Below are 13,948 nucleotides of genomic sequence, written 5' to 3'. Positions count from 1 at the left end.
AAGGCACCTCTTTTATCTTTTTATTAGTTGTTTCAAGATCCTGAATATTCACCAGAAATCCGTTCTCGTTAATGTGGATGCCTTCAAAGTATAGGAAGAATAAACTGAAGCAGCTAAATTAATTTGGCCGCGAATTTGCGGCTGGTTTATCTTGTTTCGGGGGAGAAAACGAGACAGTTTCTCAGGCTCACCTGCACCGAAAGCGGGTACTGGAAAAACACTAAATCTTGTACAAAGTTCGTAACTCAGCAAAATTGCGATAGAAGAGCTACACAAGAACAATACAGCAAATGGCTAACTCCAGCGTGCGGTTGAAAAATAACCAGTGTTATTTCAGCGCTGCTCAAAAAAGCACCTATACTGATGAGTTTATTAATTGCCTCAAGGAGTATAAAACCAATGAAATCCCCCGTTGAAATCATGCAGCAGAAACACCGTCAGCTGCTTCATTGCAAGTTGATGCAGGTGACCTCTCATGTTCAGCGCTTTAACGGTGAATGTATGCTCAATACCCTGATGATGGATGGATACGACTGCCCGTTTAAATACTGCCGCGAATATAAGTACCGAAACCTCAAAGGTAAACGAGTTGATCTCTCCTATTATCCCGCAGTGGAAGTTATCGCCGGCTTTGAAGTGGATATCATGAAGGTAGTACAGATCAAGGTAATCTGAATGTAATGACTGAGTTGTCGATCCTGCCTGTTTTATTCTGCGTTAGTGTTATCAGCAGACAGCCGCCGTTTTGCGCCTGCCGAGATGTAGATGTTCTGCGCTTTGTCAATAGCCTCCTGGGACTGACGGGCAACTCGATAGGCCTGATGGTATTTGTTACCGCGCCATAATGTTTTAGCTTGATGTAAAAGTTTGTTGGATACATCAATTTGAGCTTTCATACCAAATGGATAAGATGAGCGGGTGTGAGCCCAGTCCAGGCGGCCTTCAATATCAATAATGGCTGCTTGATAAAACTCTTCGACAGCCTCTTGTCGGACAAACTGAATTAAGAAGTAGGTAATTGTGACGACAAGTCCAATTGTAAAAAGGATGCTCATGCCTGCTCTCCTTAATTAATGCGAACCTAGAACGTATGTACAGAGAGTATAAGAAGAATAAAAGCCCTTTACCAAAAAAATGTTTATTTTATTGGTAAAGGGCCTCGTCATTGAATTTCCGCTGCTTTAGCCGCTGAACTAGAGGCAGATGTAATTACGATAATACAGCCTCAACCAGGCCGGGCTAAAAACGAAGGTCTTCCTGGCCCTGCTCAAGCAGATAGGTTTTCAGCTGCTGATAGCCAAATTTATTGGCGTATCTAATAGGCCAGCGTCCGCCGGCTTCCAGAGAGCCGCCGTGCTTATGCAGAAGCTTTACAATTTCACAGTAACCCTGCTCCGCCGCCGACAATAGGGCTGAATCCAGTTCCGCTTGGCTGATGGTTTCACTATCCAGTAATTTTTTACATAAAAGCAGATAGCCGCAGCCGGCTGCATCCTCAAGTGAACTGTCAGAGCTCTGCAGCTGCCGCTTCAAGACTTCCTGATCTTCTACTATGTTAAAAGTCGCCACTTGAAATTTACTTGAACCTGTTGCCGATAGACTGGAGGCGCATCGGATAGACTGCTGCTTATCGAATCCGCCTAGTTTGTTGTGCAGAGATTTGAGCAGATCAAAATGCTGATAAACAGCCAGACGATCGATCAAAGAGTCACAACTATTTTCAGCGTTACCATACTCAAGCTCAATATCAGGATGCTGGAAGATAGCTTCGATACTCGTTGATTGTTTTTGACGTAATAACATAAGTACTATCCCGCAGGGTAAAATAACTCTTTCAGCCGCTGTTATATAATGCAGCCAGGGAAGCCCTTTTATTAGAGACAAGGAAACCATAACTGCCCTTAGCTTCTCTGTTTTAGGCGGAGGGGAGTCGAGGTAAATATTCCGCAGCAGTGCCTCGAATGTATCACTTAATCCAAGCTGGCTCTCTAAGGTCACTCCGCTGAAACTGTCTTTCTCTGTCGTCAGTTTTTTCCAGTTTATACCTGCAAGACGGACGCGGCAGAAGTCCTCTTCACTGAATAAGCCGGACTTCAGCAGTTCCTTCAGCAGCTGGGTGTGCTCTTCTGTCAGGCAGTTCTGCAGCTCTTGCACATCTAACTGAGCACGGCGAATATAGTCTACAGCCAGCTCGATATCAGCAAGGGTTAATATAGTGCGGTGCAGAGTATCTCGACTGCAGAAAATAGATGAGCCCAGATCTGTCATAAACTCAGATTCCAGTAGAGAAAACAATGACTCTCTATTATCAAGCTGCCAAAACTGTCGACTAGTTAAATTATCAACCATTACAAACTCATCCCAGCTGAAACTGGAAATACCGTCGTGATGGCCGTCTTCGCGATAATCAACTATCGCCCCCTGCGGATAGCTAACCTGATGCAGATACACTTGCCCGGGCTGCCAGTGGTTAAAAACAAACTCTGCCGTTAACGCTTTAAATAGTCCCTGTGAGTCTGCGGCTGGAACTTCAGAATGAGACAGGTGATAGGCAACAATAAGGTTTTCTGACATGAGCAGTCCTATGGATTTGATTAGACTTTAAACTCTTATTAAAGCCTAATCACCCGGTACAAGCAATATTCAATTTTTCTAATTAATCATAATGTTGTGTTGTAGTCATTTAATGTGTTGATGACTTGATTAACGGGTATAAGTGACTGCAAGATTTGCCGTGATAAACTCTAAAATTCAATACAAGTGCGGCTTTGCGGTCTGCTGCCGCTTCTCAATTTCTTACGTTTAACAGGACGGCTGCGTTTGAAGCTGATATGCTTTTTCTTTTTATGAACAGACCGTCTGGCCGGAATTAAGCATCATGATAAACAGAGAGAATAACCCCCATCGACGCTTCGTGGATCCTGGCGATCTGGTTCGTTTTGCTGATGAGCTTTTAATCGGGGCAATCGGGCCGGGTGTGAGAGCCGTATCGACTGAGGTGCAGGGCGAGCGGGTACGCTGGCGCTGCATTTTTGAAAGTTATCAGGCGATGAAGCAGGACAGGCCTCCGCTTGAGGTGATCGAGAGCAGGCTGCAGGGGATTTTCTACTGGCATGCAAGGGTCGACGGGGAGTACCTGGTTATGTCTAAGGAAGAGGAGATGGCGCATCTTGGACGTTTGTTGTTTCTGCGCCGAGAGGTATAAATAATGAATAAAATAAACAGCTTGTTATCTACATTTACCGCCGCAGCTTTGTTATGGACAGCTGCTGCGGGGGCGTCTGATCTTGTTTCGTTTGAACCCGGCTGCCGCTCTCATATTATTCATCGTTATGAGGAAGTCAGCCGCGACTATACCTATCTTGAGTTTTCTCGAAACCCGCAGCCTTGCCGCCTGCAGGGGATAATCGGCGGCGAGCACCAGACCTTTATCAATGTACTTGGATTTACAGGTGACAGATATTCAGTTTCTTTGATCGAGAAAGAGGATCACCCGAGTTTTGCTGTTTCAGGGCATGGAATCAAGGTATCCGGCACGGCTGAAAATAATGAACAGATCGTTGAAATAGAAGCGATGGAAACTTTTTTCAGCATCGCAGTTTATGCTCACCCTTACGGTGAATATCAGATGACCATTAAAAAACTATAAAATTCAGTTCAATTATCAGCAGTTATGTTATTCAGTTTATTAACAATGGAGATATGATGGACATTAAAGCAGTACTATTCGATATGGACGGCCTGATATTTGATACGGAAGGCCTGTACAAAAAGAGCTGGCAGCATGCAGTCAGCGAACAAGGTTTAGAGCTGACCGATGAGTATTATAAAAAGTTTATCGGTGTACAGGACGCTGAGTGCGAACGTCTGCTGCAGATGAAATTTGCTGAGCAGCTTGATATGGCGCGTTTCAGGCTGGTGCGGGATGTCATGTTAGAGGCTGAAATAGAGAAGGGTATTGCTTATAAAACTGGGTTCGAAGAATTGTTTGCCGGACTTAAAAGCAGAGAGTTTAAATGTGCCCTGGTTACCTCCTCTGCTCTGCCGCAGGTTGAGCATCACTTTTCCGGCAGCGGTTATTTATCTCTGTTTGATGCGCTTATTACTGCTGAAAAAGTAGAAAACGGCAAACCGGCTCCGGACTGTTATTCTATGGCCTGCGAACAGCTCGATACTGCCGCCGCTGAGTGCCTGGTGCTGGAAGATTCCAATAACGGAATGCGGGCCGGGCTGGATGCCGGCTGTTATGCTGTTATGATTCCTGATCTGCTGCCGCCGGATGCAGATGTCGCGGAGCGGGCAAGAGCTGTAGTCGCCAGTCTGGCGGAGGTTGAGAAGTTCCTTTAACAAAGAGCGCTCTAGTAAAGTAATCGCAGTCTGCTTGAACGATACTAGTTTAAGCGTTGATCGATCAGTTGATAATAACTGTTGGCTTTCATTCCATAGATAATCTGAATGTGATTCTTATCGACGGGTACGACCTCGATCGCCCCGTTTCTTTTCAACGCTGCTGTGTTGACTATTTCGGCGTCAAGTAAAGTTAATCTTAGTCTTGTAGCACAGGCTCCAGCATCAGTGATATTTTCTAATCCGCCTATAGCAAGGAGAATATTATCCACCTCCTCAGGTAAGTTTTCGTTTACTTTGGTTAAACCCTTAAATATTTGTATCAGTGATTTCAGCATAGCGCCGCCCTTAAAAATAATTACAGAGCACATTAGCATTTGATCTCAGCGGCGGTCTAATAAGTTAAAGAATTAGATTGTGACAATGATCAATTAATAAATTGTATGAATGAAAATGATAAGCGGCTGAGCAGTAATGATAGGTGACTTAAAACGTTTAGAGCACAAGATAGGAACTTGATTTTCAATATCTGCCGCTAGGAGCCGTTCTCCGGCATACAGAACGGCTCGCCTATAGACAAAACTCTCGCATCTTTACTGCAATTTGTCCTGCGGATTAACCTTGACCCAGCGGCTTGAACCTGACCAGAAGCAGCGGCAGCAGTGTCAGGTTGGCCAGCAGCGCGACCAGCATCGAAAAGCCGGTCAACAGGCCGAAATAGATCGTCGGGATAAAATTGGACAGCGCAAGAATTGAAAAACCTAGTATCACAGTGATAGAGGTGTAATAGATGGCGCGTCCGATACTTCCGTGACAGTTACGGACGGCGGTCCAGTAGTCCCCATGGCTGCGGTATTCATCAATAAAACGATGCACGTAGTGAATGGCGTCATCCACCGCGATGCCGATGCATATTGCCGCTATGGTGATGGTCATCAAATCCAGCGGGATTCCGAACCAGCCCATCAGGCCCAGCACCATAGCCGCTGCGGCCAGGTTGGGAACCAGAGTAATTGCCGCGATCTTCAGGTCCCTGAACAGCAGTATAAACATGCTGAAGATCGCCAGAAATACTACCCCGATGGTCAGGATCTGCGAGCGAAACAGGCTCTGCAGCATGTTGTTGAACAGTACTACCATGCCGGTCAGATGCACTTGCTCATTGCTCAGCCCCAGCTGGCCGGTAAGGTGTCTGCGGATTTTCTTTAACAGTTCGTTGCGCTGCAGAGAAGCATCTGACTCAAATACGCGCATGCTGAACCGGATCTGGTCTCCGTCTTCCGAGAAATAGGGGGTAATCATGATCTGCTTGAGCTCATCCGGCAGACTTTTGTAGAGAACCGACAGAAAGAAGTTGTCCGCCGCTGAGGTCGAATCCAGAGTTTCTAATATTTCCATGCTGGTGGCGAGAGAAATTACCTTGCCGGATTCCGGCAGTTCGTCGAGATAATTATGGATTGCCGCGATCTCCTTCAGCTTTGCGGTATTGAACCAGTAGCTGCGAGCGGTGATACTGGTCTCCTCCTGCAGATCCGCTTGCAGATCTTCGATATCAAAATCCACCTCCTCCAGCAGAGCAGCATCTTCGACTCCCAGCTGCAGTTCATTCTGCTCAGGAAGAGAAGCAGGGGCATCGATCACTATATCCAGCGGGGTGGTGCCGCCCAGTTTGCGGTCGATCAGTTCCATACCCTGATAAATCTCGGTCGATTTTTTGTAGTAATCGATAAAGCGGTTTTCCACGGTTAACAGACTGATGCCAATGCCGCTAAGTAGAAATAATACGGCAAAGGCCGTTAGAACCATTTTCCCATGGGACTCGATCCGTCCGGCGAGAAAAGCGGTGAGCGCGCCGGTAATATTTTTCTGTCTGCTCGGGCGCCCCGGCTTGAGCAGCACTAGGGAAGCGGGAAACAGGGTAAAGGCGGTCACAAAGGCGGCTGCCATGCCGATGGTCATCATCCAGCCGAAGTCGATTACCGGGCGTATATCGCTGACCAGCAGCGAGGCAAACGCAACCATAGTTGTTGCAGAGGTATAAAAGCAGGGCAGCACTTTTTTCTTCACTGTTTCTAGTACCAGGCTATGCTGCGAGGCTTCCGGCCGCTGTGCATGCAGCTCCTGATAGCGGACAATCAGGTGGATGGTGAGCGATAATGTGATGATCAGCAGCAGCGAAATAAAATTGGCAGACACGACTGTCACCGGCCAGTTGTTCAATCCGAGAAAGCCGATCATTACTACCCCGGAAGAGAAGCAGGTAAGCAGCGGCAGCAGCACCCAGCGTAGTTTGCCGAAGGTCACGGCGAGCAGCAGGATCAGAAAGACGAACACGCCGAGGCCGAAAGTAAACAGATCGTGGCGGATAAAATCAATGGAGTCGACTGTGATCATCGGCACTCCGCCTAAATGCAGCTTCGCCCCTTTGCGGTGCTCGGCCATGGTATGCCGCACAGCGGCGATCAAGCTGCTCTGCTGTTCGAGTGATGCGCTGTTGTAGTCGCTAAACTGCCGGCTGACCAAGGCGAGTTCATCATACTGCTCTGCGCTTAGCTCGCCGTAAATATGCATTTCACGCAGCCGGTTACGGCGGTCACGCAGTTCATAGTAAGTCTGATCGTAATGCATGTTTATCTGCAGTGCGGTTGTCCCGCCGTCCGGACTGATCAACAGGTTAGAATACAAAGGACTGGAGAGCAGTTCACGCCGGGCAAGGTTTTTGTCGGTATCCGGTTTTTCCAGAGTGCGGATTGAATCGCGTAGTTCGTCCAGTGTCACCGGCGGGCTGTCAATCAGCGGTACATCCAGAATACTGATCACAGAGTCCACTCCAGGCAGCGCTCCCAGGCCGTCCCTTAATTTCTGCAGATCGGCGAGCACCGTCTTATCGAACAGCTTCTTATTCGGCGTATAGGTGACGATTAGAAAGTCGTCCGAACCATAGCGGGCCTTGATCGCGTGGTAATATTGCAGTGTTTGATCATTTTCCAGCACCAGAGAATCGGCGGAGGCGTCCAGCCGGAACTTGCCCGCATGGAAGCCGAAGAAGGCAACGATCAGGCCGATAATCAATAGGGACAGCCAGGGCCTGCTAAGCAGCAGACGATCATAACTATCTGACGGTGAAAGCAACATGCATTTGATCCTTCTGCCTGGTTAACATAAGAAATCACTCTCCTTGGTCCACAGGAGACTTGGAGTAAATATAAAAAGAATAAACCCTCTTTTTGATTTGAGTAAGCAGTACACCGCTGCTCTCTCATTTCTTTGGATTTGTCAAAACAGCGCAGGTAAAAAACACTGTGCTCAGTATTTTTTGTTAGTATGAGGCGTTAAGTTTACTTTGTTTCGTAACTAAACGAACGCAGCCCGACTACTTAATACCAGCCTAGTAGAGCATGAGCGTTTTTCTAATTAAATAGTATTAGTTGTGGTGGAGTTCAAGTATTTCGTTTTTCTAGTAAAGGCCCAAGTATACTGTGAGTTTACCTTGCTGACTCGTAACAGGGCATTGTAGCGGCTAAGTTATATTAGCCGCAAACTTGTGGTTTATAAGGCGTTTGCGGCTTAGCTTTCTAGCTCGTTTAAGCCTGAGGTTAGTAGCGGTAAACCTCTTGAGGGAAAGGCGTCATCATCTCGCTAAGCTGCTGTCGCAGACACATGGTCCTGTGATTCTTCGTTACTATTTTCGCTCTCAGTTTCGTACATACCTTCTTGAGAATCAGCCAGCTGCTTAATTAACTCAGGAAGTTCATTGCGGTAAAAGGCCGCGTTATGGCCGCTCGCGGAGGCAGGTAATGAGCGTACAAATAAGCTAACTTGTCCTTGTACAAGCTCGAAGTTAATACTATCGGGACCATCAGTCGGCATCGCGTTGATAACGTTCTTAAGCAGCTGTTCACAATAATCTAGACTGTTAACAGTAACTGGTTGAAAAACAAAAAAATTATTGGCGATGCGATAGACTAGTTCCTGTTCTCTTATGGTTAATATTTCTTGTTCGACTAGCCGTTTCATATCAGCCTTAAAATTATCTTTCATTGCAGCGACACGTAAAATAACGGCTTTCTTATTTTCTTCTTCGACCTTTCTTCTCTGTGTTTCTACATAAAAATAGGCAACGATAAGTATAACTAAAACGGGTATTACAAAATACGCAATAATCTCTAACATTTAACACATCCAATATTCAGCACCGCCCAGTCAGCAGACTAATAAACTCACTTAACCAGACCTAAAAATTTTAACAGCAGCTAACGATTAACAAGCTCAACCGGCAATTTATCACAAAAAATAGTTCTTAAACTTTTCTGTACATTTGCCTGCTTATAGATCAAAAATTTCAACAACTTGCTCATGCACTCGACATTAATATAAAATCAATGACCTTGCAATACAGCTCTCGGTGTTATGCCGGTAATTGTTTTCCTGACTGGTGCATTGAGAACGTTCTTAATGTAAACAAATTGGGGCTGGGTGCTGAATCCAAAAGCGCTTCTTAAATAAATATCAAACAGAAAAATGTTGTTAGCGATGAAGGCCGCTGTCTTCTTGCTTCCGATTAATCAGCCTCTGTCAAAATCACGACTAAGCACAGAGCAAATACTGCAGGTTTTATAACCTTACAGGCTAACTTCTCATTGCAGTGACATCAACTTATCGGGGGATAATATCGCAATCAGTGTGAGAATAAGGTAAATTGTAGCGCATCAATATTAAAGAGAAATTCTAATGAACCCAATTATTCAAACCCTGAAAGATCACAATGTAAGTGATGAGAAAATAACGGAAGTATTTCAAGCCTTAACGGAGAATCCGTTAGCTGCAATGACCATCATTCAAAGCTTAGGTATTCCTCAAGAGAAACTGCAGCCGCTGATGATGATGGTTATGACCAACCCGGATTTGATCAAACAAGCCGTTGAAGAGTTAAAGTTAGATTTTTCAAAAGTAGAAGCCGCCAAAGCTAAACTACAAGAGAGCAACTAACTGTTTATAAAGACTAAAAAGTCTCAACGCTGTGTTGAGGCTTTTTTCTTAAAGTCACCTCGCTTCAGGCACAAAGTGTCTTTGAGCATTTTATTCTTCTTCTAGAAACTGTGCTGCTGCAGTCCTGGCAATCCGCTAGAAATAGGCATAAAACACTCTGTTTAAATTAACATTTTTTGGGTAAAGGGCTTTTATTCCCTGTACTCAGAAAGCCGTCATAACCTGTGCTGCCTGTCAATAAGAGCGATAACCTGCTCAATGCTGCTGCAGCAGGTGATTTTCTTTGTCTTCAAGTTTCCGACTCGGATGGCCGCACCGCTCTTGATAATAATGAAGTTTGACTCTATCGCTAGTTTCTTCAGAATTTCAAATTTCAACATGGTCCCCTCCCAGGTTTATAAGCCTGCTATTTGAGCGTCAGTATTTTGTGCTTGTTATAACCCGAGCATAAGCTGTGCCAATAATCTATAAGTTGGGCGTGGTTTTGTGATTTATAGGCATTCAATAATCTAGCGTAACAATGGATCGCTTTTCCATTATTGTACTTTCATTTTAACAACAACTTGATCTCCATGAAGGGCATTTTTTTATCGAAAAATCCACACTCTTTTCTGTAAAGTTAATGTCAATCACAAATATTAAGAGTGAGCCGATGTACTGTTTGGAATTATTAGTTTTTTTATAAAAGTACCTTTGTGAAGGTAAGAAAGCTTTAGCTGTGTTCGACCATTTCTTAAAATGAGGCTCTGTATGCTTGCACTGGACATGACAACAACAGTTACGATTTATGTTTTCGTCAATTACATATGTGCATATATGCTCGCTTTAACATGGTTTCAAAATAAAAGCAGATTTAAAGGCCTGTCATTAATGCTCTGCGATTTTGTATTTCAGTCCGCTGGAATGACATTAGCAGTTTTCTATGGTGTTTTACCTGTATTTTTATCTGTTGCTGCTGCCAATATTCTGATGTTTTCAGGTGCTGTACTTTTTCTTTTTGGCATAGCACGATTTCTTGACTTGAAATTGAACCGCGTTTTTTATTGTATTTACCTTTGTATTTTTAGCAGCTTATATGTTTTCAGCATATACTCGCTGCCTTTTTTCCGTATTCGCATTCTGATTTTTAACGGAATGCTGCTCCCCGTGTTTCTTCATGTTTTATACTTGATTTTCTTTGCTTCAAGGCCTGAACATAGAAAGCATGCTTTAAGCACAGGTTTCGCTTTTGTTCTGTTTTCCATTTTAACGGCATTAAGATTTTGTTACGCAGCAGCAGAGAGCGGCCTGACGAATTATTTTGATTCAGCCAAAATGGATAATCTTTTAGTCGTATTAAGTATTCTCTGTACCATACTGCTGACTTTTTCTCTGCAGCTTATGATTAATAAAAAGCTTTATTTACAGGTTGAAAGTCTTGCCGTTACAGACCCGTTGACCAGGGCTTTCAATAGGCGAAAAATTGAAGAGGTTATACAGCATGAAATAGACAGGAATTCTCGAGACAGGCGCTCACTGCATATTCTTTTAGCTGATATTGATAATTTTAAGTATTTCAATGATACCTATGGGCATGATATTGGTGATAAAGGACTTATTCATGTGACTGACATTCTGCATAAAAACACGCGTAAATGCGATACAGTAGGGCGCTGGGGCGGTGAAGAATTCATAATCGTACTGCCTAACACCAGTCTGAAAAATGCCGTTGCCGCTGCAGATAAGCTGGTTAAATCAGTTAACCTTAAAAAGCTTGATGTTGGTGATGAAACTGTCAATATTTCAATCAGTATTGGTGTTGCTGAATATACTGAAACATCATCCTATGAATCCGTTATTCGCAATGCAGATACCGCACTATATACAGCAAAAGACAATGGACGGAATCGTTATGAGTTATATGTGTAGATGCATTCAGTTACATTTCTGGTGCTTCTGATCATTAACAGGTCTTCGATTTCGAAGTGTTCAGATTTAAATGGTGTAAATTACTGAACTACTGTTAAACGCTTATTTGCCGGTCGGCTTATGTTAATATTATGCAAATAATAACACCAAGGAATTACTATGCAGTATCAAGAGCTTAAATCTCAGTGGCCAGACTTCTCCGAAGCAGTGTTAAATTTTGCACAGCAGTTAGGATTAACAGACCTGCCGTTAGTCTGTGATCATGCCGCTTTGCGGGTGAATGAGGCGGCGGCAGCCCAGGCGCTGCTGGCGCAGTGGAAAGAGCAGGGGGAAGTTATCTCAGACAGTATTATTAACGGCCGGCCTATTTATATCATCGCGCTGCATGACCCCCTGCCGCTTGGTGACTGGCAGATCGACTGCGTTGAACTGCCTTTTCCCGGCAAACCTTACCCGCAGCAGGGCTGGGAACATATTGAATTAGTACTGCCGGGTAATGCGACAACGATAACTGAATTAGAACAGGCGCTGGATACAATTAACCCTAGTATTGCAGCTGTACTGGCGGCTAATCCTGCGATTAAGGTAAAACGCTCTTCCCCGCAGGCCGCCGGTGAGAGACTGGCGAACCCGACCATTGCATTTAAGCTGGATAATATCTGTATCAAAGTACACGGCGCAGACATTAAAGCCGTGATAGCGAGTGAGAAAGAACAGAAGGATTTTTGAATTTTAAAAAGACAAATGAAAAAATTTAAGAGCGACTTTATACTGTAAAGACAAAACTTGTATTGGAGGGGGGATTGATGAAAGGTTTGCTGCTGATAATCATATTACTGATTCCACTACAGGTGTCTGCTAAAGAAGTCATGAAAATAAATTATTTTGACAGTTACCCGCCTTATTCCTGGAATGAGAAGGGAGTCATGAAAGGTATTTTTGTTGATATTGCAGCTGAAGCACTTAACAAGCGGATGGGGATTGAAGTTGTTCATCAGGGCTTCCCCTGGGCGCGTGCTCAGCAGCGTGTAAGACAGCTGCGTGAAGATGCATTTATTACCGTGCCGACGACTGAACGGCATGAATATACGCTGATAAGTAAGGAAACCGTGCTGCCGGTAAATTTTTCTTTACTGATACATAAAGACAACACTCAATTGAAAAAGATGCAGCAGATTAAAAAGCTGTCCGATCTGGAGCCCTTCAGGCAGGTATCTTATCTCGGCAACGGCTGGGCTAAACAGAATCTTGGGCAAATGGATATTTACTGGGTGGCTAACATTGAGCGGGTACTGCAGCTGATGGAAAATAACCGCTACGATTTGTTTGTTGAAGCCACATACGCTATCAATTCTTACATTGATAAATTTGATTATGAGGGCAGTTTGCTGTCTATTCCTGTGCCGTTTGAACCGGTCCGGTTTCATTTATGCGTAGGTAAAAATTCTGCCTATACCTATCTCTTACCTGAGTTTGATGCGGCTATTCGAAAAATGCGTGAGGATGGAACTTTGCAGAAGATCTATCAAAAGTATCTCGGCACTAACTCCTCTAATTAAAATGCGCCTTTGAAATGGTGAAATATATTATCTAGATTAACGGTATCAGTTAATAATGTAGAAACAGCAGGGTAGAGCGGATCATACCCTGGTTTGGGGCTGCGCAGATCAATAATTATTTGTAAGCTGCCCGGCTGAAGCCTAGCTATCAAACTGCTCGACAATCGCTCTCATCAGCTTGTCTCTATCGTGGCGCCAGTCTCTATTCGGCGAGGCTAAATCGGCCTTAAAGAAATTCCATTCTGACTCAAGCTCAGGGTGAGCTGTGTCACCAATTATCACGTCAATTTTTCGCCCGCGGCAGGCTCTTTCACACCATTCAAGTTTCTGTTTAATATCCATTCTGCCGGCGGGGCCGTATTCAGGGGAAAGGTTTTCAATAAAAATCAGTTTTGCATCCGGGTTATTGAGTATTGCGTGGCCTATTTCAGGCAGCAGCAGCGGCGGCATAATACTGGTTAGGAAACTGCCCGGTCCCAGTACAATGCAGTCGGCCTGGTTAATCGCAGTGATAGCTTCACTGGTTGCAGGCACCTCCGGCTCGAGATCCAGGCGCTGCAGATCCTGCTGCATTTCATCTACACTGGTTTCGCCATGCACCCAGTTTCCGTCACATGAAAGTGCTTTTAGATCCGACGGGTGTTCAGACATAGGGACAATATTCACTTCAACTTTTAACATATCGCGGATCAGCTGGATCGCTTCCATGGGCCTAACCGATAAATTATCTAACGCAGTGAGCATGAGATTGCCGAGATTATGACCGTCAAGCTCGCCTGTTCCCTTAAATCGATATTCAAACATCATTGACTGAACCGACGGCTCAGTGATCAGCTGATTAATACAGTTGCGTGTGTCTCCCCAGGCAATGCCGCCCTGACAGTGACGAATGCGTCCTGTCGAGCCGCCGTTATCTGTGGTGGTGACAATGCCGGTAGCATTGCCGCCGAATCCTTTTAAAGCCGCTAATATTCGTCCTAAACCGTGGCCGCCGCCGACAGCGACTATTTTTTTATCTTTATATGCATTCATATCGATTTCTTATTAATACGCAGTTCTGTAATTTATAGGGCAATAGTGTTGTTTTCAGAGGTTTTGTCTAGCAGTTTTTTCTGACATTGGGGCTTTTATCAAACAAGCGGATA

At 44.6% G+C, this 13,948-nt stretch carries 14 protein-coding genes; 8 read left to right on the top strand and 6 right to left on the bottom strand.

Translation table 11 applies throughout. The annotated features are described in order from the left end of the window. Positions 1 to 399: 399 nt before the first annotated feature. The gene (locus G337_RS0123165) at positions 400 to 675 is read left to right on the top strand and encodes a hypothetical protein (RefSeq protein ID WP_028865958.1); all 276 of its coding nucleotides are present in this window, start codon (positions 400 to 402) and stop codon (positions 673 to 675) included. A 32-nt stretch (positions 676 to 707) separates the two neighbouring features. Here the strand turns inward: G337_RS0123165 and G337_RS0123160 are convergent, their stop codons facing one another. Beyond that, positions 708 to 1,055 carry a hypothetical protein gene (locus tag G337_RS0123160; protein WP_028865957.1) on the bottom strand — a complete coding sequence of 116 codons (348 nt, stop codon included), beginning with the start codon at positions 1,053 to 1,055 and terminating at the stop codon, positions 708 to 710. Between the two features lie 184 nt (positions 1,056 to 1,239). Beyond that, positions 1,240 to 2,574, bottom strand: a complete 1,335-nt coding sequence (locus G337_RS0123155) for an ankyrin repeat domain-containing protein (protein ID WP_028865956.1) — start codon at positions 2,572 to 2,574, stop codon at positions 1,240 to 1,242. A 304-nt stretch (positions 2,575 to 2,878) separates the two neighbouring features. On the opposite strand from G337_RS0123155, the gene G337_RS0123150 reads away from it, so the two are divergent. Genes G337_RS0123150 through G337_RS0123140 form a run of 3 tightly spaced genes read left to right on the top strand, consistent with a single transcriptional unit; the run spans position 2,879 to position 4,347 of the window. Beyond that, positions 2,879 to 3,205 carry a MafI2 family immunity protein gene (locus G337_RS0123150; RefSeq protein WP_028865955.1) on the top strand — a complete coding sequence of 109 codons (327 nt, stop codon included), beginning with the start codon at positions 2,879 to 2,881 and terminating at the stop codon, positions 3,203 to 3,205. A gap of 3 nt (positions 3,206 to 3,208) precedes the next feature. After that, positions 3,209 to 3,649: a hypothetical protein gene (locus tag G337_RS0123145; protein WP_028865954.1), complete on the top strand. Its 441-nt coding sequence runs from the start codon at positions 3,209 to 3,211 to the stop codon at positions 3,647 to 3,649. A gap of 56 nt (positions 3,650 to 3,705) precedes the next feature. Continuing rightward, a complete protein-coding gene (locus G337_RS0123140; RefSeq protein WP_028865953.1) occupies positions 3,706 to 4,347 on the top strand; it encodes an HAD family hydrolase in 642 nt (213 codons plus the stop codon). A gap of 44 nt (positions 4,348 to 4,391) precedes the next feature. Here G337_RS0123140 and G337_RS0123135 read toward each other — a convergent pair whose 3' ends face one another. The 3 genes from G337_RS0123135 to G337_RS0123125 form a co-directional block, all read right to left on the bottom strand. Next, positions 4,392 to 4,685, bottom strand: coding sequence for a PTS sugar transporter subunit IIB (locus G337_RS0123135; protein WP_028865952.1), 294 nt, complete (start codon positions 4,683 to 4,685; stop codon positions 4,392 to 4,394). A 277-nt stretch (positions 4,686 to 4,962) separates the two neighbouring features. Next, a complete protein-coding gene (locus G337_RS0123130; RefSeq protein WP_028865951.1) occupies positions 4,963 to 7,482 on the bottom strand; it encodes an efflux RND transporter permease subunit in 2,520 nt (839 codons plus the stop codon). A 504-nt stretch (positions 7,483 to 7,986) separates the two neighbouring features. Beyond that, positions 7,987 to 8,520, bottom strand: a complete 534-nt coding sequence (locus G337_RS0123125) for a hypothetical protein (protein WP_028865950.1) — start codon at positions 8,518 to 8,520, stop codon at positions 7,987 to 7,989. 558 nt (positions 8,521 to 9,078) lie between these two features. Here G337_RS0123125 and G337_RS0123120 point away from each other — a divergent pair. The 4 genes from G337_RS0123120 to G337_RS0123100 all read left to right on the top strand — a co-directional run bounded on the left by G337_RS0123120 (position 9,079) and on the right by G337_RS0123100 (position 12,803). Beyond that, positions 9,079 to 9,336: a DUF2999 domain-containing protein gene (locus tag G337_RS0123120; RefSeq protein ID WP_028865949.1), complete on the top strand. Its 258-nt coding sequence runs from the start codon at positions 9,079 to 9,081 to the stop codon at positions 9,334 to 9,336. A gap of 1,314 nt (positions 9,337 to 10,650) precedes the next feature. Continuing rightward, positions 10,651 to 11,244: a GGDEF domain-containing protein gene (locus tag G337_RS28995; RefSeq protein WP_169719656.1), complete on the top strand. Its 594-nt coding sequence runs from the start codon at positions 10,651 to 10,653 to the stop codon at positions 11,242 to 11,244. 159 nt (positions 11,245 to 11,403) lie between these two features. After that, positions 11,404 to 11,973 (top strand): VOC family protein, encoded by a 570-nt coding sequence (locus tag G337_RS0123105; RefSeq protein WP_028865948.1) that lies wholly within the window; start codon positions 11,404 to 11,406, stop codon positions 11,971 to 11,973. Between the two features lie 77 nt (positions 11,974 to 12,050). After that, complete coding sequence (locus G337_RS0123100) at positions 12,051 to 12,803, top strand: substrate-binding periplasmic protein (protein WP_028865947.1); 753 nt, start codon at positions 12,051 to 12,053, stop codon at positions 12,801 to 12,803. Positions 12,804 to 12,944: 141 nt separating this feature from the next. Here the strand turns inward: G337_RS0123100 and G337_RS0123095 are convergent, their stop codons facing one another. After that, positions 12,945 to 13,835 (bottom strand): YvcK family protein, encoded by an 891-nt coding sequence (locus G337_RS0123095; RefSeq protein ID WP_028865946.1) that lies wholly within the window; start codon positions 13,833 to 13,835, stop codon positions 12,945 to 12,947. Positions 13,836 to 13,948 lie beyond the last annotated feature (113 nt).

It is taken from the genome of Psychromonas aquimarina ATCC BAA-1526, from assembly GCF_000428725.1.
GTDB lineage: Bacteria > Pseudomonadota > Gammaproteobacteria > Enterobacterales > Psychromonadaceae > Psychromonas > Psychromonas aquimarina.
Note: the sequence above shows the minus strand (reverse complement) of the source record. Positions and strands in the feature narration are given on the sequence as shown.